This window comes from Psychrobacter urativorans (assembly GCF_904846695.1).
Classification (GTDB): domain Bacteria; phylum Pseudomonadota; class Gammaproteobacteria; order Pseudomonadales; family Moraxellaceae; genus Psychrobacter; species Psychrobacter urativorans.
This window is the reverse complement of the sequence record NZ_CAJHBR010000015.1, coordinates 26,997-50,856: the sequence shown is the minus strand read 5'-3', so window position 1 is coordinate 50,856 and position 23,860 is coordinate 26,997. Positions and strand designations below refer to the sequence as shown.

Sequence of the window (23,860 nt, the reverse complement as noted above, 5' to 3'; positions counted from 1 at the left end):
ATAAACATGTGATAAGCGCTAACATATAATCAATGATTAGCATTTATTTAGTCGAATTAAATCATTAATAATCTAAATATTCGGTTAATTACATGTCATTTATTTAGTAGTCAACTTTAGTTATCGAGCCTAGTGGTTAAAATTGTGACATATCATATACTTAACTACCAAAACAAGTCAATCTTTATCAGAGTAGCAGAGTTATGGCAATCTTAACGTATTTTGACGTTAAACAATAGCCTAACCCGTGCTATGACTATTGAATTTACACAAGTTTACATGAAGTTGTGCTATATCAACTCTAATCAAGCATTACTGCTTATATAGTTTGCGCTAAAATATGCCAGCATAACTGATCAAAGTCCATTCCACGAGCCTTAGCTGCCATCGGCACTAAACTATGACTAGTCATTCCAGGAACGGTATTGATCTCTAGCAACCAGAAATTACCTTGCTGATCTTGCATAGCATCCACTCGGCCCCAGCCTTTGGCGTCTACCGCACGGAACGCTGCAAGACTTAGAGCTTGAAGATGCTGTTCTTCATTAGCACTTAGGCCACAGGGAATATAGTAGCCGGTATCATTACGATTGTACTTAGCGTCAAAATCATAGAAGTTAGTAATATCTGCTGGCTCTAACCGGATAACTGGATAAGCTTCATCATCGACAATAGCGATAGTGAATTCGCGGCCAGTAATCCAACGCTCAGCCATTACCGCATCGCCGCAACCGATAGCCGTTGCATAAGCTGCTGGTAGCTCGTCTAAATTATTGACCTTAGTCATCCCTATACTAGAACCTTCGTGAACTGGCTTGATAATGAGCGGTAGACCCAACATATTAACCACTTGCTGCCAATCAGTATCTGCAGTTAATAATGCAAAAGGGGCTGTCGCCAAACCACACCCTTGCCATAGCTGTTTGGTACGAACTTTATCCATACCTAAAGCTGAGGCTAGGATGCCAGATCCAGTTTGCGGGATATCTAACCATTGTAACATCCCTTGCAGTACACCGTCTTCACCGCCACGACCATGCAGCACATTAAACACCCGATCATAGGCCATTAGATCGGTAATCTGTTGATGTTTAGGATCGAAGTGAGTAGCGTCAACACCCTGATTTTGTAAAGCTAGTAATACAGCGGCTCCACTATCTAAAGAAACACTGCGCTCATTGCTGTTGCCACCATATACCACAGCTACTTTGCCGAATTCGCTAGCATCTTTTACTTTACTAACTATTGGCTGTTGCTGAGTTTTTACCACTGCTGCTAATGCCAATTCTGGCTTCTGTATTTTAGTGGCATCATGGTTAGCACTGTTATTTTGCTCATTAGCAGCAGCATCAACGCCGTCTAGATTAGGCTGATTCGAGCTTTCTTTATTATTATTACCGCTCATATGAATAACTCCTATAATTTTAAGACCCACGGTTAAGCGCTTAGGTTGTTTAATGTTTGTTAAAATCTTATTTGAGGTATAGACCATTGGCTACCAAATCGATAGCTATTTGCCCTACATTACCAGCACCTTGGGTAATAAGCATATCATTTGCTTGTAATAAGCGCTGCATCACTGGCGCGATATTGGCTTTATCGACGATAGTCGGCTCAACAGCGCCACGCAGACGGATACTACGTGCTAATGACTTAGTATCAGCGCCAGTAATTGGGCTCTCACCTGCCGAATAAACGTCTAGTAATAATAATTCGTCAACACTCGATAACACTTCAACGAAGTCATCAAAACAGTCACGAGTACGGCTGTAACGATGAGGCTGGAACATCATTACTAAACGGCGCTCAGGGAAGCTTTGTCGTGCAGCTTTGATGGTAGCATCGACCTCTTTTGGATGATGGCCATAATCATCGATTAGTAGCACATCACCATTATCGACGGCGATAGGGCCATGTTGCTCAAAACGACGACCTACCCCTTCAAAATTCTGTAGTGCCCGCTTGATTGCTTCGTCATCAACGCCTTCATCGCTAGCCATAGTAATAGCAGCAAGCGCGTTGTACACATTATGAATACCCGGAATATTCAAGGTCAAACGTAGTGGCTCATGATCACGGCGTAGCACAGTAAAATGGGTCTTAGTGCCTTCAACGACAACGTCAATCGCTTGCACGTCATTGAAAGGCTCAAGGCCAAAGGTCAGTACGGGACGACCTATATCATCGATCATAGCATAAAGCTCAGGATCATCGCCGCAGACTACTGCCAAACCATAAAAAGGCATGTTTTGCAAAAACTGAATATAAGCGGCTTTTAGTTTATCGAAGCTGTTGTCATAAGTTTCCATGTGATCTTGGTCGATATTAGTCACAATCGCCGCCATCGGATGCAAGGACAAGAACGAGGCATCTGACTCATCCGCTTCAGCAATCAAAAAGCGACTACTGCCTAATGCAGCATTTTTTCCTGAGGCATTGAGCTTGCCACCTATCACATAAGTGGGATCAAGATTCCCCTCATTCATCATAGTGGTTAGTAAGCTGGTCGTCGTCGTTTTACCATGCGCACCTGCAACCGCAATACCGTGACGATAACGCATCAATTCACCGAGCATGTCAGCACGACGCACTACTGGTAGACGAGCTTTAAGGGCCGCTTCAATTTCAGGGTTGCTACGATCAATCGCTGATGACACTACTATCACATCGGCATTAGAGATATTTTTTGAATCATGGCCAATAAATATCTCAATACCTATCTGCTGCAGACGACTAGTAACTGGACTTTGCACAATATCTGAGCCGCTTACTCTATAACCTTGGTTGTTCATGACCTCAGCGATACCACACATTCCCGAACCGCCAATACCAACGAAATGCAAATGCTGAATACGGCGCATTTCTGGAATCTCAATAAGGCGTTTAGGTAAAGCTTTTGCAGATGTGGACATAACAGAGTCTCTTTATAAAAGTCGATAAAATATAGTTAGATAAGTAGTCAAAAAGTACAGCTTATAGTGCTTGCCATATAAGTTCTGCCACTTGTTGACTGGCAGTACGGTTGGCAAGGGCATGACCTTTACTAGCCATAGCTAAGCAAGCCGCTCGATCTAGAGCTAGCAGTTCAGTGCTCAGACGGCTAGGCGTTAACTCAGCTTGCGGCAATAATAGCGCTGCATCATGTGTAGTCAGAGTGCGCGCATTGGCCGTTTGATGATCATCAACGGCATGTGGCAAAGGTACAAAAATCGCTGCAATGCCGACGTTTTGGATCTCAGTGACCGTCAAGGCACCAGCGCGACAAACAATGATATCGGCCCAATTATAAGCGGCTGCCATATCATCAATAAAAGGCTGTACGCTAAACTCATGAGCGCTTAGATCTTCATTATCATAAGCCGCTTGGGTAGCAGCCTCATTGTTACGGCCGCATTGATGACGTACTGAAAAGGGCTTATCTATCAAAGCTAAGGCTTTTGGTACTGTGTCATTAAGTACTTGCGCTCCTAGCGAGCCGCCTACTACTAACAAACGCAGTGGGGTTTGATCCGCTATATCATAACGTAGCGTTGGCGCGGCAACACCAGTGATAGTATTACGCACTGGATTACCAACAGTTTCTAGCTTGGCATCGAGCTTACTATCTGCAAAGGTGTTTTCAAAAGCTTGCAGTACTTTGCTAGCGATTTTGGCTAAATAACGATTGCTCATGCCAGCAATAGCATTTTGCTCATGAATGATCAGTGGCGTACTAGTCATGCGTGCTGCAATGCCTCCAGGTGCAGTAACGTAGCCACCAAAGCCTACTACTACCTCTATGTTGTTGCCACGAATAATTTTGGCTGCGGCCATAGTAGCCGACAACAGAGTGATTGGCATCTTAAACAGGCGACCTATACCCTTGCCACGTAGTCCTTGCATGGCAATAGGATGGAAGGTATAACCGGTAGGCTGTACTAAGCCATTTTCCATACCAGTTGCCGTACCTAACCAATGAATCACCGCGCCCCGCTTAACCAACTCTTCGCTAACGGCTAACGCTGGGAATACATGACCACCAGTGCCAGCAGCCATCATCAATATATGCGGTGTCTTCATGAATGCCTGCCTATCTTATCTTTACTAATGAATATTAGGATCTCTAAACTGTTGCTGACTTTCAGGGTGCAAAAGCACGCATAGTATAGAGTAAATTATCTATAAATATATAACGTTTTTTAAGCTAAATATTTAGCTGCTATTTTGTAGTAATAAGCGCTAAAAATGATCAACTATTGATCGTATTTCTTTGCCTTTTACTAGCTCATTACACCTTAACGTTTAACTATAGATTACTGCCAAAAACTTATTAAAAAACGCTTATATCAGTTGATAAAACCAGTCTTGAGGCCAGTCAAAAAACAATAAGCTTCTAACGGTTCTGATGGCGTGCTTCTACCGCTATAATAAAGTCGGTTGCAATATCAGTACCGCACTGATCATCGATCTCGCGTACACAAGTAGGGCTAGTGACATTAATCTCAGTAATACGGCCACCGATCAGATCTAGTCCTACGAACATCAAGCCTTTTTGTTTGACGATAGGCGCTACTATTTCAGCCACTTTACGTTCAGCATCAGTTAATGGCATGGCGACTCCACTACCCCCTGCTGCTAAGTTACCTCGAGTTTCGCCTTTGCTAGGAATTCGAGCTAAGCAATAATCTACTACTACCCCATCGACAATCAACACTCGCTTATCGCCTTGTTTAATCTCTGGCAAATAGCGCTGTGCCATAATCGGTAAAGTTTCAAGCTCCGTCAAAACTTCGATAGTCACCCCAATATTAGGACTATCTGCTGTTAAACGGAAGATACCAGTGCCACCCATGCCATCAAGAGGTTTGACAATAACGTCTTGCTGCTCAGCGATAAACTGGCGAATATGGGCCTGCTTACTAGTGACAATCGTTGGACTCATATAGTCACTAAACCAAGTCGCAAATAGCTTCTCATTACAGTCACGTACCGCTTGCGGATCATTAACCACTAGCACGCCAGCAGCCTTCGCATGATCTAACATATAAGTAGCATAGACAAAGCGCATATCGAACGGGGGATCTTTACGCATCAAAATTACGTCATAATCACTAACAGCTACGGTAGCCTTTTCGCCTAAAGTATAAAAGTTTTCAGGATCACGCTGTACTGTTACTGGTTGCGAGTCTATCTTTAACTGTCCGCGATCCAGCCATAAGTCATGAATCTGACAATAGCCTAACTTGTGTCCACGATCTTGCGCAGACCACATCATCGCTAAGCTAGTGTCTTTTTTGTAATTTACTCGCTCGATAGGATCCATAATAACTAGGATATTTAAAGACTTTGCAGCAGATTGAGACATAGGAACGCTCGCTAGTAGTAACAGTAAACAACTGAATAATTGATGGTTTCAAAACAACAGTAGAAATAAACAAGGCTTCTGATTAATGCTAAATCTAAGTCTTTTCAGATTAGCTAAAGCTTTTTAAATACAAAGCCCTAGCAATAAAGAAGCATTAACGGTAAAAATATATTAGTGGTATAAATAATTAGAGACACTTAAGGCGACTAAACTCCATATTGCTGGCGGTAATGCTGCATTTTCGCTAATTGACTGCCGTTTTCATGGGTATTATCTTTCGAGTTATCGCCAAGCGCTAAATAACTGATTAGATCGTCCATATCCACTAAAGTCAGTACTGGAACTTGTAAAGCAGAAGCTAATTCTTGAATCGCTGAATGCTCGCCTTGGCCTTTTTCTTTACGATCTAGAGCGACAATAATTCCTGCCACAGTAGCACCAGCCTGTTCTAGGATATCCAGTACTTCACGCATGGCGGTGCCTGCAGTAATAACATCATCTAATATCCACACCGACTTGCCACTGACATCAGCACCGACTAAGTTGCCCCCTTCGCCGTGGGATTTGACTTCTTTGCGGTTATAACCCCACTTAGCATTGATCCCATGATGCAGCCATAAGGCTTGTGCGGTTGCCGCTACAAAAGGAATACCTTTATAGGCTGCCCCAAAGATAACCAGCTCTTTATTATCTGCATTTTTATGCTGTTCGGCCAAGGCGTCAGCATAACCAGTTGCCAATAAGGATAACATCTCGCCCGAGGCTAGCAAGCCTGCATTAAAAAAGTAGGGACTAATACGTCCCGACTTGAGTACGAACTCACCGAATTTTAGTACTTGGTTGTCTAAAGCCAGCTGGATAAAGTGCTGCGCTGAAAATAAAGGGGTTTGAGCACTTCGAAGATTTTGAGTATCGGGCATTAGACAGTCCTGTTAGTGAATTTTAGGGTCAAAGCAGCAGTGAATTTTAGAATCATAATCCGTGTGTAATAAAGCTGTACAGCCAGCACTTGGCTATACACTCTACTATTAACTGCACTATTATTTCATAACTATAAAAATTTATAGCTTTTAAGCGTTAATTGTAAAAGCAACAAAAGCCGTCATTATAAATATCATTATAAAAATTGTCAGCTAAATTGACCAACCATTGATAGCATAATCTTGCATATTGGCATAGCGATTAAGAAGCGCGCAGCGTGAGGAGATATTAAAGTAGCAATTGCCATTTTTATCAGCTTGGATATCCCAGCCTAAATGATGAGCCGCTACGATAATATGTCCGCTAAACAGCCGAATCTGTCGATAGTGTTGACGGCTTGCTGGGGCGTTTCCCAACTGGCTAAGCAAGTAACTGCGTACATATTGACAGAGTTGCGCAGCACTGTAGCTTTTATTAATGGTTTTGCGCGTAGGGCATTGCTTTAGAGCATGCACAGCCACGCTACATGCCATAATATCAGTGGCCAAACTACCGCTACCAGTCTCAAACTCTTGCGGCTGCAATATCACTTGCCAATCATCAGCATAAAGACTGTTAAGCAACTCATCAGCATTATAGCGTTTTACCAAGGTGCGTAGCGTAGCTGACTTACTATCATGAGTGGCGGTATCTGTCAGTGGGCTGGCTTTAGTAATGCTTCTCTTAGTCATCTCAGTAGTCAAAAAACCAAAGCGAGTCAGTTTTGGATAGGCACTAATAGCGCTCTGAATATCTGCCATATCTATTAGCTGCATAATATCAATACTAGTGAGCAACGCCTGTTCACTAGCGTGATTAGGGTCGTATCTATAGTTTTGATAAAAGCTATCAGGCAACTCAATTAGCTGGGCCGCTTTGAGTAGCGCTAAATGCTCAGCCAAAGGTTCTGATGCTATCAAAGCCCATTTTGATAGACGTTCAGCAGCCGATTGCTGAAAGCGAGAGGACTTACCATAGAGCCGACGCAACTGACTATTCTCTCGTCGTGCTGGCTCTGGAATATCACTCAATGACCGTGCTGGATCAATCGGTGTCTGCTTAGGGTCAAAATTGGGATGCACTATAGCTGGCTGCTGATTAGTTGGTAGACTCGATAGCTCAACACTATCTGCTACTGGCTTAGCTTCTCGATGTATGGCATGACTGCTAGGCAAACAATCATTAGAAGTATGGGGCTGAGTCATAGCATATCCGTGATACTTAAAAACATAAAATAGCAGTAACTTATAAATTAGCAACCAGCTCAATAATAGCTACTGATACTCTAAGTCACCATTTATACAATCTAAATAATATTATAATTCTTTCAACAGACTCTAATCCTGTTGATGCTGCAATATATCACTATACCCAGCTTGCCAATCGGCAAACTCAAGCCAAGCTAATGGAATATTGCTGTGTAGGCGCTTGCCGGTAATCGCTGTCTGCTTATCATCGACAATTGGCGGCGATTGTTGTAGCTGCTGACTTAGCCAAGCGCTCAATTGTAAGGTAGTCACTGGTAAATAATCAGTAGCCAAATAAAGCGACTTAGGTGCCTCAATGGTCAGTACTTTACTAATAATAGTGACCAAATCGCTATCCATGATCCGATTGCTCCAATCAGTGCTAGCTATAGGGTCTTTGTTGTCCTCTTTGACCTTACGTAAACGCATTAAACGCTGGCGTCCATAAATGCCACTAGGACGAATAATAACAGCTTTATCAGCAAAACCTCGTTGCAGCGCTTGCTCCGCCTGCAATATTACTTTTGAGGCATCACGCTCAGGAGTAGCTGGTGTCGTATTTTCGTCAATCCACTCGCCTTTATTTTGACCATATACACCTGTTGATGAGATGAATACTACACGCTCAAGTTTAGGTAACTGCTCAGCAAGCTGGGCCAAATGCTGACAGATACTTAAATAGCTCTTATTATAACCGCTAGTTGAGTACTCATCAGGGGTGACGATAATAGTGATACAAGTAAAGTCTTGCAACTGTTCGGCACTGACTTTAAGCGCATCGGCTTGTATAAAATTTGCTTGCTCAGCTAAAGCGTAATCGCTACGCGCGCTGCGTGCAAGTCCAGTCACTGAGTAACCTTGTTGGGCAAGCTTATTAGTCACTGGTAAACCAATATCACCTTGACCGATAACTAGCCATTGCTGAGTGCTCATAAACGGTCCTTATTTATAATTGTTTTTGCTACGGTTATTAATAACCGTGTTTGATAATTAGCTTTGATAGTTCTTAAAAGTAACGCATGTAAGCTAATTTTATATCATCGTTAGCATCGACGCGATCTTGCCAATCGTAGCTACCATTGATACGTAGTGCTTGTTTTTTATCTATATCATATTGCAACCCAAGAGTAGTAATAGGCTGCCAGTAGCTACCCTGCGCATCTTCGTCACTGCTGCCATGATACCAATATGGCAGTTGCAATTCAGCTTGCGCACGTAACTGATTGTTAATCTGATAGACACAACCAGCATTGACCCCAGCACCTACACGGTAGCCTTTGCTAATCCCACGCCCACCTTGCACTGCTCCAGTAGCCAAGGCGTAACACAGCTGCGGCGGCATCTCAGCGCTTATTAAGCCTGATGACTCTGTGGCTGGCGTACCAAATGCCCACGATTTGCCGTACTCAAGGGTAGTACTAGCCACTAAATGATCAGTGCCATCTCGTCGCGAGCCATCATTAACCCGAGTGGCTTCGACACTGGCACCCCAAGTTTTACCTTTTTGGGCAGTATTGACTGGATTAAATGAGCGCCCACGAATCAAGGTAAAGTTCTGTAATTCGACCTTTCTTGGCTGCTCACCTTTATCGTTATCGTTATCATAAAAGCGCAGCGTTGCTTCAAGCCCTTCTAAGTCGAAGAACTGGTGAAATCCGGTAGGACGATCCAAAGTATCGTGAAAGCCTGCGCGTAGTCCGACATCGATATAGCTGTTGTCGCCACGATTACCTATGCCAATATGACCGCGCTGTAAAGAATGACGGTCAAGTGGATTATTATCTGAGGCAGCAATAGCTAACAGCAATAGCGTTTGGCCATCAGTAGCCATACTTGACGCCGGGTTGCTATCAACTGATTTAATAGCTTCAATCTCACTATTACTTAGCTGATGATAGCCTAGCTGGTCTTTGCTAGTAAGCTTGGCTTGTTGTTTTGCTTGATTTAACTGTGCTTGGCGCACGCTACTATCAGAAGGAGTAAAGCGACTGCTGGCTAGCAGCTGGTTTTTTTGTAGTAAGTTGACGACATCAGAGGGAATAACCGCGTACGGCAGCTGACTTAATAAGTGCTCATCGGGCCGTACCACATCGATCAGCCGTAAAATCTCAGAAGCGCAGTTATCTGTGGCAAAGTAATAAGGTAGCGCTAAGTCTTTAGTTTCCCAAACATGCAACATGATTTGCTGCACCTCATCCGGAGTCAAATTTAACTGATAAGTCCAACTATCCCGTTCGTCAGTTTTTAAATACTCTGCCAGCTTTTTTGGATAAGGATCAATCTCGATCAAATTATTATAGCGACCAGTCGCTGATTTTATGGCATAGAGGATAAAGTTATCAGAACTATCACCATCGACCGTATCATTAAGCGCATAAGCATGGTGAATTTGATTAAAATCTGCCGCACTAGCTGCTGAATCTATACGCATCAGAGTATGTCCAAACCCAGAGATGGGATTGTCTAGATATTCTTCAGCGAACATTACTGACAGCTGCGCAGGGGCTAGCTCTGTCATCCAAGCATCCAGCTTTGGGCAGTCAATCTGCAATTGAGCATCGTGAAAATTCAAACTATCCGTTAGCCATTTGACTCGCGCCGGAAAGCGACAAAGTACCGAATCATTTGCAGCAATGTGTGCATTACTGCTGGTGTTAGCAGTGCTGCGCGCCCTAGTGAACTCTTGCGCTAGTGCAACTAATGTCGCATCAAGTTCTGCAGCTGAATCTTGCTGACCAGTAGCGCTTAAAAAGAACTTTGGGTTGTCGATCATACTGTTATTTGTATTTTTGGTAAAAATACTTTTATTATCATCAATAAAATATAATAACCTGCGCCAAGTCGTATGCTGAGCTAAATTGTCCGCTTGCACTTGTTGACGCCAAGTCATGAGCAGCTGCTCAGCGTTGTTTGCTACTGCACTAGTACTAGCTTTAGAACTAGCAGCCGTAGCATTGCTATTGTTTGGTGCCTCATTAGTGACTTGCTTAGCGACTTGCTTAGCGACTTGCTTAGTGCCTTGATTAGTGACCTTACTAGCAGCAGTCAACGCTGGGTTTACATCGATTATTTTTGCCTTAGTGGCTAATGGCTGGGTTTCATCCGCTAATGCTCCTGTTGTCACTACTGATTCTGGAGTCGGTAAAAACGCTTGCGACTGTACAGTCAATAGTAAGCCGGCGATAGTAGCCGGTAAACGAGCACGCTTACTTATTCTAGCCCAACGACTTCTAGCGAAACTATCCTCGGCAACCTTAAAGTTAGCTTGCGGGTATGCGGATACTATTACATTAGGTGCTTTAGGCATAGAATAAATCCTCGTGCTTTATTAAAGTGTATTTGCTAAGGTTTACTGGTAATTTACAAATAAAAGCTTAGATAAATTTTGTTGATTTTCATGAACTTTGTCCATTATATTTATAATTAGTTGTTAGCGTCGGTTGCTTAGTAATATTTTGCGCACTATCTTACTGATTAACTTGCTAACGATCTTGCTTTAAATCAATCTATATCTTAGAGAATACTATGCCAATATCAGCAAACCTGTCATTGTCAGCTGCTGCGATGACCATTAGTGAGGGGCACTTGTCAGCAGCTACGTGGCTGTGCTCCCCTAATAGCAATTCGCGTCCTAATGACATCGATATCGATACTATCGTTATTCATAATATCAGCTTACCACCTAGTGAGTTCGGCGCCACTGACGCCAATGGGACTCACTATGTCAAAGCGCTATTTACCAATCAACTAGACTGGCAAGCGCATCCTTATTTTCAAACTATAGAAGGCGCAGAAGTCTCGGCACATCTATTTATAGAGCGTGATGGCGCTATCACTCAATTCGTAAACTTTGATGAGCGGGCTTGGCATGCCGGTAGATCAAGTTATTTGGGCCGTACTCAATGTAATGATTATAGCATTGGTATAGAACTTGAAGGATCAGATTTTAGCCCTTTTACCGACCAGCAGTACCAAGTCTTGGCGCAAGTCATTAGCGCTATTTATCAGGCTTATCCTAAAACTTGCCAGCACTTAACTGGACACAGTGATATTGCTCCAGGACGTAAGACCGATCCAGGTGATTATTTTGAATGGGCTAAATTACGCGCCATGGTTACGCAAAATCGTATGGGCTAGTGTCCATCACTACCTTTACACCCGCCGAAAGCCATTCATTATTCTATGCTATAGATGAGCTATGAATATGCTATAGATAGGCTATGAAAATGCTATAATCCGTCAGTTTTTTTGCAGTAGTCAATTATCAGACAAATTAGCGAATAGGTTCCCATGGCAAAAAGTCGATTATTTCGTTCCACGATGGTGGTCAGTAGCATGACCATGCTATCGCGTATCTTAGGTCTAGTACGTGATATCGTATTACTAGGGGTGTTTGGTGCAGGTGGGTTAATGGATGCCTTTTTGGTAGCCTTTAAGATCCCTAACTTTCTGCGACGTCTGTTTGCTGAAGGCGCATTTAGCCAAGCTTTCGTACCAGTATTATCTGAATACAAAGAAAAGTACAGCTTACAACAAGTTCAAATTCTAGTCAGTCGCACCTCAGGCGCACTGCTGCTTATTTTATCGATGCTCACTCTTGTGGTGATTTTGATTGCCCCTTGGGTAGTAACCTTGTTCGCTCCAGGTTTCGCTGATCAGCCCAATAAATTTGCGCTTACTGCTGAACTATTGCGCTTAACTTTTCCTTATTTATTATTTATTTCTATGACGGCCTTTGCCAGCGGCATTTTGCAGAGTTATGGGCGCTTTGCTGCTCCTGCTTTTGCACCAGTACTGCTGAACTTATGCATGATAGGTGCAGCGGTGGTTATTTCACCGATGTTAGACACGCCTATTATGGCGCTAGGCTATGCAGTGGCTATCTCCGGTCTACTACAGCTATTGATCCAATTGCCGCAGTTATCGCAACAAAAGCTATTAGTGATGCCTAAAATTGACTTCCAACATGAAGGCGTTAGGCGTATCTTAAAGCTGATGCTGCCAGCTATCTTTGGCGTATCAGTTACCCAGATTAACTTACTCCTCAATACTATATTTGCCTCCTTAATGATTGGCGGTTCAGTATCTTGGTTATATGCTGCTGAGCGTATGAGCGAACTACCGCTAGGACTAATTGGGGTGGCTATTGGTACGGTTATCTTACCGAGTTTATCTAAAAGTGAGGCAAAAAAAGACGATGCTAGCTTTAAGAAAACTATCGATTGGGCGGCACGTTTAATCGTCGTTGTCGGTCTACCTGCTGCTGCTGCGCTATTCGTACTTGCTGATGTGTTGATGCAAGCGTTATTTTTACGTGGCGAATTCAGTTTACGTGATGCGCAAATGAGTGGTTTAGCGCTACGTAGTATGGCTGGTGGAATCTTAGGCTTTATGCTTATTAAAGTCTTTGCACCCGCTTTTTTTGCTCGTCAAGATATCAGAACGCCAGTCAAGATTGGTATTATTTCAGTATTTGCTAACATGATTTTTAGTGTGATCTTTATCGGTATTTTTTATCTGTTTGATATACCGCTGCATGGCGGCCTTGCGCTGGCAACTACTTTCGCCTCCTTTGTTAATGCCGGTTTGCTGTATTATTTCTTACATAAGCGTGATATTTTTCGCTTTGACAGCCATTGGAAAAAACTTTTTAGCCAGTTTTTGGCTGCTACCGTATCGATGGTGACAGCTCTATACTTAATGCTTCCTTACTTCCCAACTGATTCAGCGCAATGGAAGCGATTAGTAGCTTTATTGATTATCTGCACGGTAGGCGCCTTAGTCTACGCGGTAGTGCTAATCGCTAGTGGCTTTCGTCCACGCCAGCTTAGACACGGTTAAAGGGATACCAGTCACCAAAACAGGCTTAAGCTGTCCATTGGCTGTTACTATATAAATATATACGAATTCTGAGGTCTGCTATGACAACCAAAACTTTAAAGTTACTATCACTACTAACAGCTAGCTTGTTAAGCACTGGCTTGCTGTTAAGTGGCTGTAGTAGTAATGATGTCGACGAAGTTAGTACTGAGGGCAACTCAGCTGATACGGTCGCTAACAAACAGAAGGCTGATAGTGCTACCAATAGCAGCAGTAATAGCACAGAAGAATCAGTAGCGTCCCCTAACAGTGCCCCTAGCGATGCAACTACTGATCAGGCAGTTAGTGACGTTACCAATCCAGCACTTGCTACGGGTGAGCAGCCCAGTCTGGTCAATAACCCTACTGAAGCTGGCACCCCTGAAGATACGGTAAAACAAGCGCTCAACACTTTATATTATGGCGATGTTAAACAAGCAGCAACTTACTATAAAGTAGATCTAGCTAATTTTGAGCAAGAGCTTGCGAAGACCCAGTATGCTTTTCAGCAGACCGTAGAAGGCGTTACTATCACTAATACTAGCTATAATGAAGATAAGACCCGCGCTACTATAGACGGTGAGCTCATGCTAAAAGGTCAAAAACAACCCGCCCCGCTGTCTTATGAACTACAAAAAGTAGATGGCAAATGGAAAATACTAGGCTAAATAGCTGAGCAAACTTTTAACGAAGGTTGCAAGCAAGGTTTTGAGTAAGTATTTGACAAAACCTTGCGCTAGTCTTGGCTCTTAACCGCTATACCTAGCATCACTACATCCGCTATAAAGCCTTGCATATCGCAGACTTGGGGCATATAGCCCCACTGCTCAAAACCCAGCTTATGAAATAGTCCTAAGCTGGGTTTATTATGGGCGAAGACCAGAGCGACAATATTGCGAATACCTAAGTTTGGTGCTTGCAAAAGCATCCAGCGGGTAAGCAAGCTGCCTAACCCTTGGCCATGATAATCACTATGCAAATAAATACTAATTTCGCTACTGATATGATAAGCCGGACGCGAGTACAAGTCGCTAAAACTGCCCCAAGCTACAATGATTGACGGTTGCTTATTCAGATTGTGTTCCTGGTTCTGCTCTTCGCTGTTACTAGTTTTAACCACATAAATGGGCCGTGTAGGACTGTCAATATGCTCGCTAAACCAATCGGTGCGCTCTTCACAACTGACTGGCACTAAATTGGCCGTAGCTTGCTTACCAGCGATAGTTTGGTTATAAATAGCTAACACAACGGCTAGATCATCAGCAGTTGCGCGTTGAACTATAAATTTATCAGTTAGCCTTATTGGCTCAGCATGAAACTCACTCATAATAGCTCTCATAGTTAATATAGGGGGTGTTGTCTTAATTATTGTAAGGGTTGTTGCAGTATTTATTGACTCAGTTATAGACTTAATAAAGGGTGGGCCGTTAATCAGTATTCTAATAGTGACTGTTGGAATAATCAGTGCTATAAAATAGCTATTAATGACGTCATCGGTTACCTTATTGACAATGTTATCGGTAATGTTACTGATAATGTCAGTAGTAATGTCACTGACGCTATTTTACTTTATAATGACTGGCTTTAAACCCTGCAAATCTATTCTTGGCAGTGTTTTTATTTATTCGCTCTTATCGTAGCTGCAAACTTATGAATACCTATTTTCTTGAGCAACTAATTACCACATCAAACGCGATGCTGACGGACAATGATCCGTTGGCAGCGGCTAACTATCCGTCACAACTGACGCCTTGCGTGTTAACTATTGGCAATTTTGATGGTGTGCACTTAGGTCATCAAGCTATGCTGGCGCAAGTGCGTACTATAGCTAATGAGTCAAACTTGAGCTCAGCAGTGATGATATTTGAGCCACAGCCACGGGAGTTCTTTTCTCCTGATACTGCCCCTGCTCGCTTAACTAATTTGGCAGAAAAACAAGCCTTATTAGCTGAGCATGGCGTTGAGACCCTGATAGTAGTCAGTTTTGATAGTGACTTTCGTGCTTTATCGGCTAAGGCATTTGCTGATTTATTAGCCTTGCAGCTCAATGTACAAGCCTTAGTGTTAGGCGATGATTTTCGTTTTGGTCATGACCGTATTGGTGACAGTCAGTTTTTGCGTGATTATGGCTTGCAAGTGATTAACCTACATACGGTTACTGACACTAATCATAACGACAGTGACCACAGCGCGGTTGCTAACGATACTGCTGAATTGAACACTGCTGAGCGTATTAGCTCTACGCGAGTGCGTGACTTACTATTGGCTGGTGATATCAACGCTGCCAATAAGTTACTGGGTCGCGACTATACTATTACCGGATTAGTAATCAGTGGTGATAAGATCGGGCGTACTTTGGACTTCCCTACTGCTAATATCGATTTGGCTCGTATTAAACCCGCTCTACATGGTATTTTCGCTGTTGATGTGGTTGCGCTCGATGATAAAGGTGAAGTTATCGCTGATGGGCTAAGCCAGTTTGCGACTAATGGCCAGAGCGGCGTGGCCGGTTTACAGCCGCATAGTCTATTTGGTACGGCTAGTATCGGCACTCGACCTTCAGTTGATAAGCCTCATGAATGGCGTTTAGAAGTACACTTTCCACAGTTGCAAGCCGACTTGTATGAGCAGACCTTGCAAGTACGTTTTTTGCATTTTTTGCATGGTGAACGTCACTATAACGGCTTAGAAGCTTTGAGAGCAGGGATACATAACGATGTGGCAGATTTATTAGTATGGCGACAACAGCAGCTTGACTAGCCTTATCCTAGGCTCATTTATAAAGTAACCTGTTTGCTCAGTGCTAGCGCTAAGTGACGATTCTATATAGCCTCTACACCGCTCGCATAAAAAACCCACAAAACGCTCGTTTGTGGGTTTTTTATGCATTATTAACTATGTAACTGGCGGTTGAAACTAATTATTTAAGATAATTAATTATTTAAGCCTAAGTGTTTGGGAGTAATTATTTAAAACTAAGGATTAATGCCCGTTAAGCGGTAGGATGCAAACGTACATTCAACTCATCGATAATCTCTACCCATACTGCGTCTTTTTTCCATTCTTCTTGTAAGAACATACGTTGCTTCTCATCCCAAATTTTCGACTTTGTCAGCTCTTCGTCTTTGGCTAACTGGTTGTTTTCAATAAAAGCATCAATAGCTGCGTCTGAGCTATCTAATCCTAATTGAGCAAATAAGTCGTTTATACTGTAACTTGGTTCACCTAACATTATCTCTCTCCTTTAATTTTGGCAATTATTTTTGTGTTTATTATCTCACTAATCAGCAACTATTGTAGCAAGGTAGATTAAACGATTTGTTATCCAACGTTACCAGTTATGTTAACGTTGTACTCTACTCTAAACTTGTAGAATCGCAAAAAACTCTTAAAAAAAAGCCTCACTATAATAGTAAGACTTTTTATTATCTATTAGCTATAAAATTTAGCTTATGGCAATAGATGTGATACGGCATCACGCTCTTCGCTAAGCTCTTGCTCAGTAGCTGCCATTTTATCTTTTGAGAAGTCTGATGATACATCAACACCCTCAACGATAGACCAGTCACCATCTTTACAAGTACAAGGGAATGAGTAGATCAAACCTTTAGCAATACCATATTCGCCATTAGAATAGACACCCATAGATACCCAATCATCGCCCTCTGTACCCATTACCCAGGTACGTACATGGGCAATAGCTGCGTTAGCAGCAGAGGCTGCTGAAGAGGCACCACGTGCTTTAATAATTGCTGCGCCACGCTTTTGTACTTCTGGGATATAAGTGTTTTCATACCAATCACGATCAACCAAATCTAAGGCTGGCTTACCGTTAACCGTACAAGCCGTTAGATCAGGATACTGAGTGGATGAATGGTTGCCCCAGATGATCATCTTCTTAACATCATTGACTGTAGTTTCTGTCTTTTCAGCCAACTGAGCTATACCACGGTTGTAATCCAAACGAGTCATTGCAGTAAAATTACGTGGATCAAGATCTGGTGCATTACGCTGAGCGATAACCGCGTTAGTGTTTGCAGGGTTACCTACAACTAAAACTTTTACATCACGGTTAGCCACGTCATTAAGCGCTTTACCTTGAGCTGAAAAAATCGCCGCGTTAGCTTCTAATAAATCTTTGCGTTCCATACCTGGACCACGTGGGCGTGAGCCTACTAATAAAGCATAACTCACATCTTTAAATGCTACTTTGGCATCATCCGTTTGAACGATATCTACTAATAAAGGAAAGGCACAGTCTTGTAGTTCCATAACCACACCCTTAAGGGCGTCAAGTGCTGGAGTGATTTCAAGTAAATTCAAAATAACAGGCTGATCTTTACCTAGCATCTCACCAGATGCAATACGAAATAACATTGCATAGCTGATATTACCTGCAGCACCAGTTACGGCAACACGTATAGGCTGTTTCATAAAATACTCCCTAATTGATTATTAGATATGGTTTTCTTGCTTATTAATTTATGCTCATTGAGCTTGTATGTAGCAACTGCCATAAACCGAGGCTAGTGTAGCACTTCGTTTGCCAAACCGTCTAGGGACAACGGTAAGTGCATTATGGTCTATTTTGTTACATTTTATACTTACCATAACTTAAAGATATCAGCGCTTATTTGCCGCCTGAAATGATAAAGTTTTTACCACAACTATTTATTGGACTGCTACAAGTACCGAACTGGTTACCCTCATAACAGATATGCACTTCGGTAAGAATGGATTGACGCCGGTCAGCATCCTGACAGATCAGGTCAATGCTGGCACTATTCATTCCACTATTTAGTCGAGTCATCTGACCTAGAAAACTTGACTTAGAAACGGTATAACTATTGCCACTGTTGAGCTCACTTGGTAACTTTAACTCGCTAGCAAGACTGACAATTTGGCGAAAGTAATTGTTGGCACTCAGTGGGCTACAAGCACCATATCTATACCACGCTTGGCTCCGAACCGTACTATCTGGCATGATACGGTTGACCACTTTAAGTTGTAAAGGCGTCAAATCAGGCTCACTACCCCGTTCACAACGATTGCCAGAGCCTAGATTGAGGCCTGCTACTGTCAGTGAATAGCCTTCTAAACACTGGCGCATGCGCGAACGCGAGGGTTGCATTTTACATAACGCTGGAGTCATCTCAATCATCAGTACTCGCTGCCCGCTCTTAGATACATTGGCAGCTTGAGCGGGCGTTGATGTCATCCCTAATAGCAGGCAGCATCCTACGATAGCACTAAACAAAGTAGACTTAGTAGGTGTAGTAGCTGCTGAATAGCTGCCGGTTATCGACTTTAATTTTATGATATAGCACCACCATAGCTGCTTAATCAACTGCGAGTTAGTGATTATAGGACTGGTATGTTGTAAGGATTTTTTTATCATAATTAATAAAACATTCAGTCGTTATCAAGCGATGGTTATAGACTTAGGTAACCATACTCAGAATAGTGATAATATTTAATGCAATGGTAACAAAACCCTTTTTTTAATCTATAGCAGAAACGTAAGTTGCTGAGCAAACCGCTGAGGATATTCTTTTATTAGCGCCCAGTTTCGACAGTAGCTTCTATTAAAATAGTAGGTAATAAGACTATAAAATAAACTCTTAAAAATAGAGTAAATAAGGCAGCACCAAGGAACACCTGCTTAGGGTGTGTTTATTGAATACTTTTAGCAACAAGGCTAAAAAAATAAGCCATTAGTAGCGAAGTACTAATGGCTTATTTGCACACATAATGATTTAAATAATAGCGACAGATTATAACAACGCTACGGTTGATAGCTATCAGCTGTAGTTAAAAAGCGGCTGGAATAGTACCCATACGCTGAGTGATAGGCTGCCCACGACCTAATAGATTACTATATATCGTAGCATTCTCCATCACATGTTTGACATAATTGCGGGTCTCAGGATAAGCGATAGATTCAACATACTGGTCAGCATCAAGCGTCCCATACACTGGCTGCCAGCGCTTAGCTTTATTAGGTCCTGCGTTATAGCCTGCCGTTGCTAGTACTGGCTGAGAATTCAACTTAGCCAAAATATCACTCATATACCAAGTGCCATAACGAATATTAGTATCGCCACTATTAGCTTTAGTTGCGCTATAGGCTTCACCTAAATTACGAGCAATATACTTGGCGGTGTCGGGCATAATTTGCATCAGACCACTAGCGCCAACGTTCGAGCGTGCCGAGGTCACAAAACGACTTTCTTGACGCATAATGCCATAAGCCCAAGCCGGATCTATACCTGCGTTCTGGCTATAACGAACTACAGAGCTCTGATGTGGCATCGGGTGTGATAGCGCTAAACTACTGGCTTTATCAGTATTATCTGCCGCATAAATAGCACGATCAAGCCAGCCTACATCATGTGCTTGTAGCGCTGCTGCAATGATCAAGTTGTCATCACGCTTGTCACGAGCCTGCTTAACCGCCCAGTTCCATTCGCGATTAGCATGAGTTCGATTGGCATCACCATTATATAAGGCGAAAGCACGAGCGAAGTTTGGGTCTTGCAGGACACGAGCACGATCAGCGCTACTAACATTAGGTAAGTTATTACCGCCTAAGGCATTAATATCAAAACGCTGACCCGCCTTATCTTTAGCCATCAGACCATAATATTCATTACTCTTGGCTAGCTGCTGATACATTTTTTTAGCAGTGCTGCGCTTACTATTATCGCCTGATTGCTCATAAGCACGTGCTAGCCAGTATTGCCATTTGTTAGTTTTTTGAGTTTCAGCATCCATTTTGGAGATGGCTTCAACCACATCATCCCAACGACTAAAGCGAATAGCAGCTATAGCATAATCTTCAGCTTCTTCAAAGTTAAAGTCATTATCCAAGCTGTTACGGAACCAGTCAACGGCCTCAGCATTGAAGCCATCATCAGTATTGTGCCCCATACGCTCTACCCCAAGGATACGATAGGCATAACGACGAGTGTCATCATTTAACAGGCGCGCTGAACGCTGATTATCTTGCTTAATATCGAATTCCAGCTGTTGCGAGGCTTCACGATAAGATTTGTCAGCTAGGCGTCCCATAGCATATAGATATAAGTATTGGTTGGTTTGGCTATTAGGCTGCATGCCAAAACGACTGAAGAACGACGTTGGGCTTAGCTGAATTTCACTGAGTGCCGAATAAGGAATAGTGGCCCCAAGACGTGAAGACAATGTCATTATATCGCCAGTTTTGCCCTTACGCAGCATACGCTTTAGCCGTGCTGCACGGTCTTGATTACTGATCAACGCATTGTTATTCATCTCAGTCGCTAGCTGCTCACATAGTGCTGGCTGCTTGAGAGTTTTAAGCCAAACGTCTGATTTCTCTGCCATGGCACGCATAGTATCGCCACCATTATTAAAACCCAGCCCAATAGCACAGCGCTCGCTCGCATCGGCGTTGGTGATCAAATTGGCCACTTGACGTACAGAAGCATAATCCCCTGCAGCTGCTTTAGTTTCAGCAAAATCAGCAGCCAGTTTTTCTGCCATAACGGTATTTGGATATTGACGAACAAATTGTGATACTGCTGCTGAACTTTGCGCATTCAAATCTAAGTTCATTCGCCAATAAGTAGGATACATCGCAAACAAGCCACCGCTCATCGACTGCTCATAATTATAGAGCGCATTCACATCGCCACGACTTTCCGCTTGGGCGGCAGCATTAAAGGAACTAACACTACTATCTTGCTGAAAATTAGTCGATTGCTGAAAGTTGCTTGGTTGCTCAAAGTTGCTCGATTGCTCAAAGTTGCTTGGTTGCTGATAAGTATTCTCTTCACTATTACCCCATGTCAGCTCAGCATGAGCGACTTGTGATAACCCTAGCGCACTCATTGCCGTTGCTAAGCTAAGAGCACTCATTTTCAGGGTGGCGGCATTGAAGCATTTGGGCCTAGTGTCACTATTACTAAGGTTGTGGGCAACATTATGCTTTGTCATTCTGACTCTCTTAATTATGTAAAGACATATTAGATATTCGACCTTGAGGTTATTATCGAATTATCAGACACGCCCTAATAAGGCTTAAACAGCGATTCATTGAATATCGCTAAGGTGATGGCGCTTATCATACTATATTAAGCCAACATTAGGCCAATGTTGAACCATTACCTTTACCAATTATAAATAAATAGGACAATAGCGAGTAACACAACCGTGATATGAGTGCTTTAAGATACGCAACTGGTTGTAATCTAATACTTTAAGTTAACTGTACTAGATAATAGTTAAAGACTAGTGATAGCTAACAAAGCTCTATTACTAAAAATGCTGAGAGGTAAAAGCTAGCATTAAAGCGCTGTTATCAAGGTCTATGCTTAGCTTAGACAGCGATTAGTTAAGCAATTGATACTATTATAAATAATTTATCATGATTATAGCTATCAGACTAAGCTTCTTTTTCACATTGCTGACCGATTATGATAAAATATGCCACCATTAATGGCCTGCTGCCGCTATATTCTGTTTGTTAATCATGGACTTTACTTATGAGTGTTACTGTATTTAACCCCCGCATCGATGACGCTGTTGCTAACCAAACTGATAGCGATATGGTTAGTGGTACTATGGTCAATGCTCCTGTAAAGCTAGCCTCAGAGGCAGCGCCAGCCATAGCAGCTAAAAAAGTCTTTATTACTACTCAAGGCTGTCAGATGAATGTCTATGATTCTGGCAAAATGATTGATGTGCTCGGCGATTCGCATGGTATGGAAGTCACTTATAATATCGATGAAGCTGATGTGCTACTGATGAATACTTGCTCTATTCGTGAGAAAGCACAAGAAAAAGTCTTCTCAGAATTAGGCCGCTGGCGCAAGTTAAAAGAAAAACGTCCAGAGTTAGTGATTGGTGTTGGCGGCTGCGTAGCTTCACAAGAAGGCGATAACATCCAAAAGCGTGCGCCTTATGTCGATATGGTATTTGGACCACAAACTTTGCATCGCTTACCTGAGTTGTATGATCAATCCAATAAGCAGCAAGATATCGCCCCAAAAAACCGTATCGGTACTATCGATGTGTCCTTCCCTAGCATTGAGAAGTTTGACTTCTTACCAGAGCCACGGGTCGAAGGTTATAAAGCTTTTGTCTCGATCATGGAAGGCTGCTCAAAATATTGCTCATTCTGTGTAGTGCCTTATACTCGCGGCGAAGAGTTGTCCCGCCCACTCGATGATGTGTTGGCTGAGATTGATAGCTTAGCAGCGCAAGGTGTTCGTGAGATAAACTTATTAGGTCAGAACGTCAACGGCTATCGTGGCGAAAAAGACGATGGCAGCATTTGCCGTTTTGCTGAGCTATTACACTACGTCTCACATGTCGATGGTGTAGAGCGTATTCGTTATACTACTAGTCATCCGTTAGAGTTTACTGATGATATTATTGACGCTTATGCCCAACTACCGGAGCTAGTATCACATCTGCATCTACCAGTGCAGAGTGGCTCGAATGCGATATTGGCAGCGATGAAGCGCAACCATACTATTGATGTTTATATCGATCAGATCAATAAACTTAAAGCTATTCGTCCTGATATTCATCTCTCTAGTGATTTCATTATCGGCTTCCCTGGTGAGACCGATGAAGACTTTCAGCAAACGCTAAATTTAGCTAAAGAATTGAACTTCGATCATTCCTATAGCTTTATCTATTCTAAGCGTCCAGGCACACCAGCCGCTGAACTGCCTGATGATGTGACTTTTAAGACTAAAAAGGCACGCTTAGCTGAATTTCAAAAGGTTATTATCGATTCAACGCTACAAAAATCTCATGAGATGGTTGGTACGACTACTCGAGTATTAGTCGAGCAAGTAGCCAATCGTCACCCTGATTGTTTGATCGGTACCGCTGATAATACTCGTACGGTGATGTTCCCCTATGACGCTGATAAAATGGACGAGCTACTAGGCAAGATCGTTAACGTGCGCATTACTGATTTTGTCAGTCCGCATATGGTCAAGGGTGAGCTGGTTGAGGTCTTAGCTTAGGTTGATTGATCTTCAATATTTGATTGAAATCTTGTAGGTTGGCGTGAAGATTGTGACAGTCAACGATTATAGAATAAGAAAAGCCGTTCGCTATTGATAGTGAACGGCTTTTTTGTGAGTGAATGTTTATCTAGATTGAATCAAAAGCTACTCTAATGACCAGTCTGTGCGTCGCAGCTGTTGCTTGGTTTCACGACGGCGCTTTTTACGAGCGATATCGATATCTTCTCTTTCATGAATCCCGCCCTTTTTTAACAGCGGGTCAAGCGCCAAATAGTTGCGTGGTTTGACAGTGCCTAGTAATTGACTAGGACTATTGAGAACATCGCTATTGCAACTTTCTAACTGCCGTTCAATCTGCTTGGCCTTTTTTAAGGTTTGTTTTAAGCTCATTAGATTACCTATATTTATAATTTATTCGATCAATT

Annotated in this window: 19 protein-coding genes; 5 read left to right on the top strand and 14 right to left on the bottom strand. The window is 42.6% G+C overall.

All coding sequences use genetic code 11. The annotated features are described in order from the left end of the window. Window positions 1-319 precede the first annotated feature (319 nt). The 8 genes from JMY09_RS10320 to JMY09_RS10285 all read right to left on the bottom strand — a co-directional run bounded on the left by JMY09_RS10320 (window position 320) and on the right by JMY09_RS10285 (window position 10,858). On the bottom strand, window positions 320-1,405 hold the full coding sequence (locus JMY09_RS10320) for a D-alanine--D-alanine ligase (RefSeq protein WP_227677278.1): 1,086 nt from the start codon (window positions 1,403-1,405) through the stop codon (window positions 320-322). A gap of 67 nt (window positions 1,406-1,472) precedes the next feature. Continuing rightward, a complete protein-coding gene (gene murC, locus JMY09_RS10315) occupies window positions 1,473-2,912 on the bottom strand; it encodes a UDP-N-acetylmuramate--L-alanine ligase (RefSeq protein WP_201623507.1) in 1,440 nt (479 codons plus the stop codon). Window positions 2,913-2,973: 61 nt separating this feature from the next. After that, the gene (murG, locus tag JMY09_RS10310) at window positions 2,974-4,059 is read right to left on the bottom strand and encodes an undecaprenyldiphospho-muramoylpentapeptide beta-N-acetylglucosaminyltransferase (protein WP_201623506.1); all 1,086 of its coding nucleotides are present in this window, start codon (window positions 4,057-4,059) and stop codon (window positions 2,974-2,976) included. 313 nt (window positions 4,060-4,372) lie between these two features. Next, window positions 4,373-5,344 carry a glutathione synthase gene (gene gshB, locus JMY09_RS10305; RefSeq protein WP_201623505.1) on the bottom strand — a complete coding sequence of 324 codons (972 nt, stop codon included), beginning with the start codon at window positions 5,342-5,344 and terminating at the stop codon, window positions 4,373-4,375. 206 nt (window positions 5,345-5,550) lie between these two features. Then, on the bottom strand, window positions 5,551-6,264 hold the full coding sequence (gene pyrE / locus JMY09_RS10300) for an orotate phosphoribosyltransferase (protein ID WP_201623504.1): 714 nt from the start codon (window positions 6,262-6,264) through the stop codon (window positions 5,551-5,553). Window positions 6,265-6,477: 213 nt separating this feature from the next. Next, window positions 6,478-7,509: a hypothetical protein gene (locus tag JMY09_RS10295; protein WP_201623503.1), complete on the bottom strand. Its 1,032-nt coding sequence runs from the start codon at window positions 7,507-7,509 to the stop codon at window positions 6,478-6,480. Window positions 7,510-7,641: 132 nt separating this feature from the next. Continuing rightward, the gene (locus JMY09_RS10290; RefSeq protein ID WP_201623502.1) at window positions 7,642-8,484 is read right to left on the bottom strand and encodes an SDR family oxidoreductase; all 843 of its coding nucleotides are present in this window, start codon (window positions 8,482-8,484) and stop codon (window positions 7,642-7,644) included. A gap of 73 nt (window positions 8,485-8,557) precedes the next feature. Continuing rightward, a complete protein-coding gene (locus tag JMY09_RS10285; RefSeq protein ID WP_201623501.1) occupies window positions 8,558-10,858 on the bottom strand; it encodes an Lnb N-terminal periplasmic domain-containing protein in 2,301 nt (766 codons plus the stop codon). A 218-nt stretch (window positions 10,859-11,076) separates the two neighbouring features. Here JMY09_RS10285 and ampD point away from each other — a divergent pair, with 218 nt between their 5' ends. From ampD to JMY09_RS10270, 3 genes are all read left to right on the top strand, one after another. After that, on the top strand, window positions 11,077-11,688 hold the full coding sequence (gene ampD / locus JMY09_RS10280) for a 1,6-anhydro-N-acetylmuramyl-L-alanine amidase AmpD (RefSeq protein ID WP_201623500.1): 612 nt from the start codon (window positions 11,077-11,079) through the stop codon (window positions 11,686-11,688). 153 nt (window positions 11,689-11,841) lie between these two features. Continuing rightward, window positions 11,842-13,392 carry a murein biosynthesis integral membrane protein MurJ gene (murJ, locus tag JMY09_RS10275; protein WP_201623499.1) on the top strand — a complete coding sequence of 517 codons (1,551 nt, stop codon included), beginning with the start codon at window positions 11,842-11,844 and terminating at the stop codon, window positions 13,390-13,392. 80 nt (window positions 13,393-13,472) lie between these two features. After that, a complete protein-coding gene (locus JMY09_RS10270) occupies window positions 13,473-14,078 on the top strand; it encodes a hypothetical protein (RefSeq protein ID WP_201623498.1) in 606 nt (201 codons plus the stop codon). 68 nt (window positions 14,079-14,146) lie between these two features. Here JMY09_RS10270 and JMY09_RS10265 read toward each other — a convergent pair whose 3' ends face one another. Beyond that, a complete protein-coding gene (locus JMY09_RS10265) occupies window positions 14,147-14,737 on the bottom strand; it encodes a GNAT family N-acetyltransferase (RefSeq protein WP_265088015.1) in 591 nt (196 codons plus the stop codon). A 323-nt stretch (window positions 14,738-15,060) separates the two neighbouring features. On the opposite strand from JMY09_RS10265, the gene ribF reads away from it, so the two are divergent. Beyond that, a complete protein-coding gene (ribF, locus tag JMY09_RS10260; RefSeq protein WP_201623496.1) occupies window positions 15,061-16,170 on the top strand; it encodes a riboflavin biosynthesis protein RibF in 1,110 nt (369 codons plus the stop codon). 232 nt (window positions 16,171-16,402) lie between these two features. Here ribF and JMY09_RS10255 read toward each other — a convergent pair whose 3' ends face one another. From JMY09_RS10255 to JMY09_RS10240, 4 genes are all read right to left on the bottom strand, one after another. Further along, window positions 16,403-16,642 (bottom strand): DUF2789 family protein, encoded by a 240-nt coding sequence (locus tag JMY09_RS10255; protein WP_201623495.1) that lies wholly within the window; start codon window positions 16,640-16,642, stop codon window positions 16,403-16,405. Between the two features lie 218 nt (window positions 16,643-16,860). After that, complete coding sequence (locus JMY09_RS10250) at window positions 16,861-17,844, bottom strand: malate dehydrogenase (protein ID WP_201623494.1); 984 nt, start codon at window positions 17,842-17,844, stop codon at window positions 16,861-16,863. 196 nt (window positions 17,845-18,040) lie between these two features. Next, a complete protein-coding gene (locus JMY09_RS10245; RefSeq protein WP_227677277.1) occupies window positions 18,041-18,808 on the bottom strand; it encodes a T2 family ribonuclease in 768 nt (255 codons plus the stop codon). Window positions 18,809-19,221: 413 nt separating this feature from the next. Next, entirely contained in the window at window positions 19,222-21,387 is a 2,166-nt protein-coding gene (locus tag JMY09_RS10240; RefSeq protein WP_201623493.1) for a lytic transglycosylase domain-containing protein, read from the bottom strand. Window positions 21,388-21,935: 548 nt separating this feature from the next. Between JMY09_RS10240 and miaB the strand changes: the two genes are divergently transcribed. Beyond that, window positions 21,936-23,432, top strand: a complete 1,497-nt coding sequence (gene miaB, locus JMY09_RS10235; protein ID WP_201623492.1) for a tRNA (N6-isopentenyl adenosine(37)-C2)-methylthiotransferase MiaB — start codon at window positions 21,936-21,938, stop codon at window positions 23,430-23,432. A gap of 147 nt (window positions 23,433-23,579) precedes the next feature. Here the strand turns inward: miaB and JMY09_RS10230 are convergent, their stop codons facing one another. Then, entirely contained in the window at window positions 23,580-23,825 is a 246-nt protein-coding gene (locus tag JMY09_RS10230) for a hypothetical protein (RefSeq protein ID WP_201623538.1), read from the bottom strand. Window positions 23,826-23,860: the final 35 nt, after the last annotated feature.

Coding starts and splice junctions, on each gene's coding strand:
- JMY09_RS10320 (WP_227677278.1), bottom strand. CDS start 1,405: ATGAGCGGTAATAATAATAAAGAAAGCTCGAATCAGCCTAATCTAGAC.
- murC (WP_201623507.1), bottom strand. CDS start 2,912: ATGTCCACATCTGCAAAAGCTTTACCTAAACGCCTTATTGAGATTCCA.
- murG (WP_201623506.1), bottom strand. CDS start 4,059: ATGAAGACACCGCATATATTGATGATGGCTGCTGGCACTGGTGGTCAT.
- gshB (WP_201623505.1), bottom strand. CDS start 5,344: ATGTCTCAATCTGCTGCAAAGTCTTTAAATATCCTAGTTATTATGGAT.
- pyrE (WP_201623504.1), bottom strand. CDS start 6,264: ATGCCCGATACTCAAAATCTTCGAAGTGCTCAAACCCCTTTATTTTCA.
- JMY09_RS10295 (WP_201623503.1), bottom strand. CDS start 7,509: ATGACTCAGCCCCATACTTCTAATGATTGTTTGCCTAGCAGTCATGCC.
- JMY09_RS10290 (WP_201623502.1), bottom strand. CDS start 8,484: ATGAGCACTCAGCAATGGCTAGTTATCGGTCAAGGTGATATTGGTTTA.
- JMY09_RS10285 (WP_201623501.1), bottom strand. CDS start 10,858: ATGCCTAAAGCACCTAATGTAATAGTATCCGCATACCCGCAAGCTAAC.
- ampD (WP_201623500.1), top strand. CDS start 11,077: ATGCCAATATCAGCAAACCTGTCATTGTCAGCTGCTGCGATGACCATT.
- murJ (WP_201623499.1), top strand. CDS start 11,842: ATGGCAAAAAGTCGATTATTTCGTTCCACGATGGTGGTCAGTAGCATG.
- JMY09_RS10270 (WP_201623498.1), top strand. CDS start 13,473: ATGACAACCAAAACTTTAAAGTTACTATCACTACTAACAGCTAGCTTG.
- JMY09_RS10265 (WP_265088015.1), bottom strand. CDS start 14,737: ATGAGTGAGTTTCATGCTGAGCCAATAAGGCTAACTGATAAATTTATA.
- ribF (WP_201623496.1), top strand. CDS start 15,061: ATGAATACCTATTTTCTTGAGCAACTAATTACCACATCAAACGCGATG.
- JMY09_RS10255 (WP_201623495.1), bottom strand. CDS start 16,642: ATGTTAGGTGAACCAAGTTACAGTATAAACGACTTATTTGCTCAATTA.
- JMY09_RS10250 (WP_201623494.1), bottom strand. CDS start 17,844: ATGAAACAGCCTATACGTGTTGCCGTAACTGGTGCTGCAGGTAATATC.
- JMY09_RS10245 (WP_227677277.1), bottom strand. CDS start 18,808: ATGATAAAAAAATCCTTACAACATACCAGTCCTATAATCACTAACTCG.
- JMY09_RS10240 (WP_201623493.1), bottom strand. CDS start 21,387: ATGACAAAGCATAATGTTGCCCACAACCTTAGTAATAGTGACACTAGG.
- miaB (WP_201623492.1), top strand. CDS start 21,936: ATGAGTGTTACTGTATTTAACCCCCGCATCGATGACGCTGTTGCTAAC.
- JMY09_RS10230 (WP_201623538.1), bottom strand. CDS start 23,825: ATGAGCTTAAAACAAACCTTAAAAAAGGCCAAGCAGATTGAACGGCAG.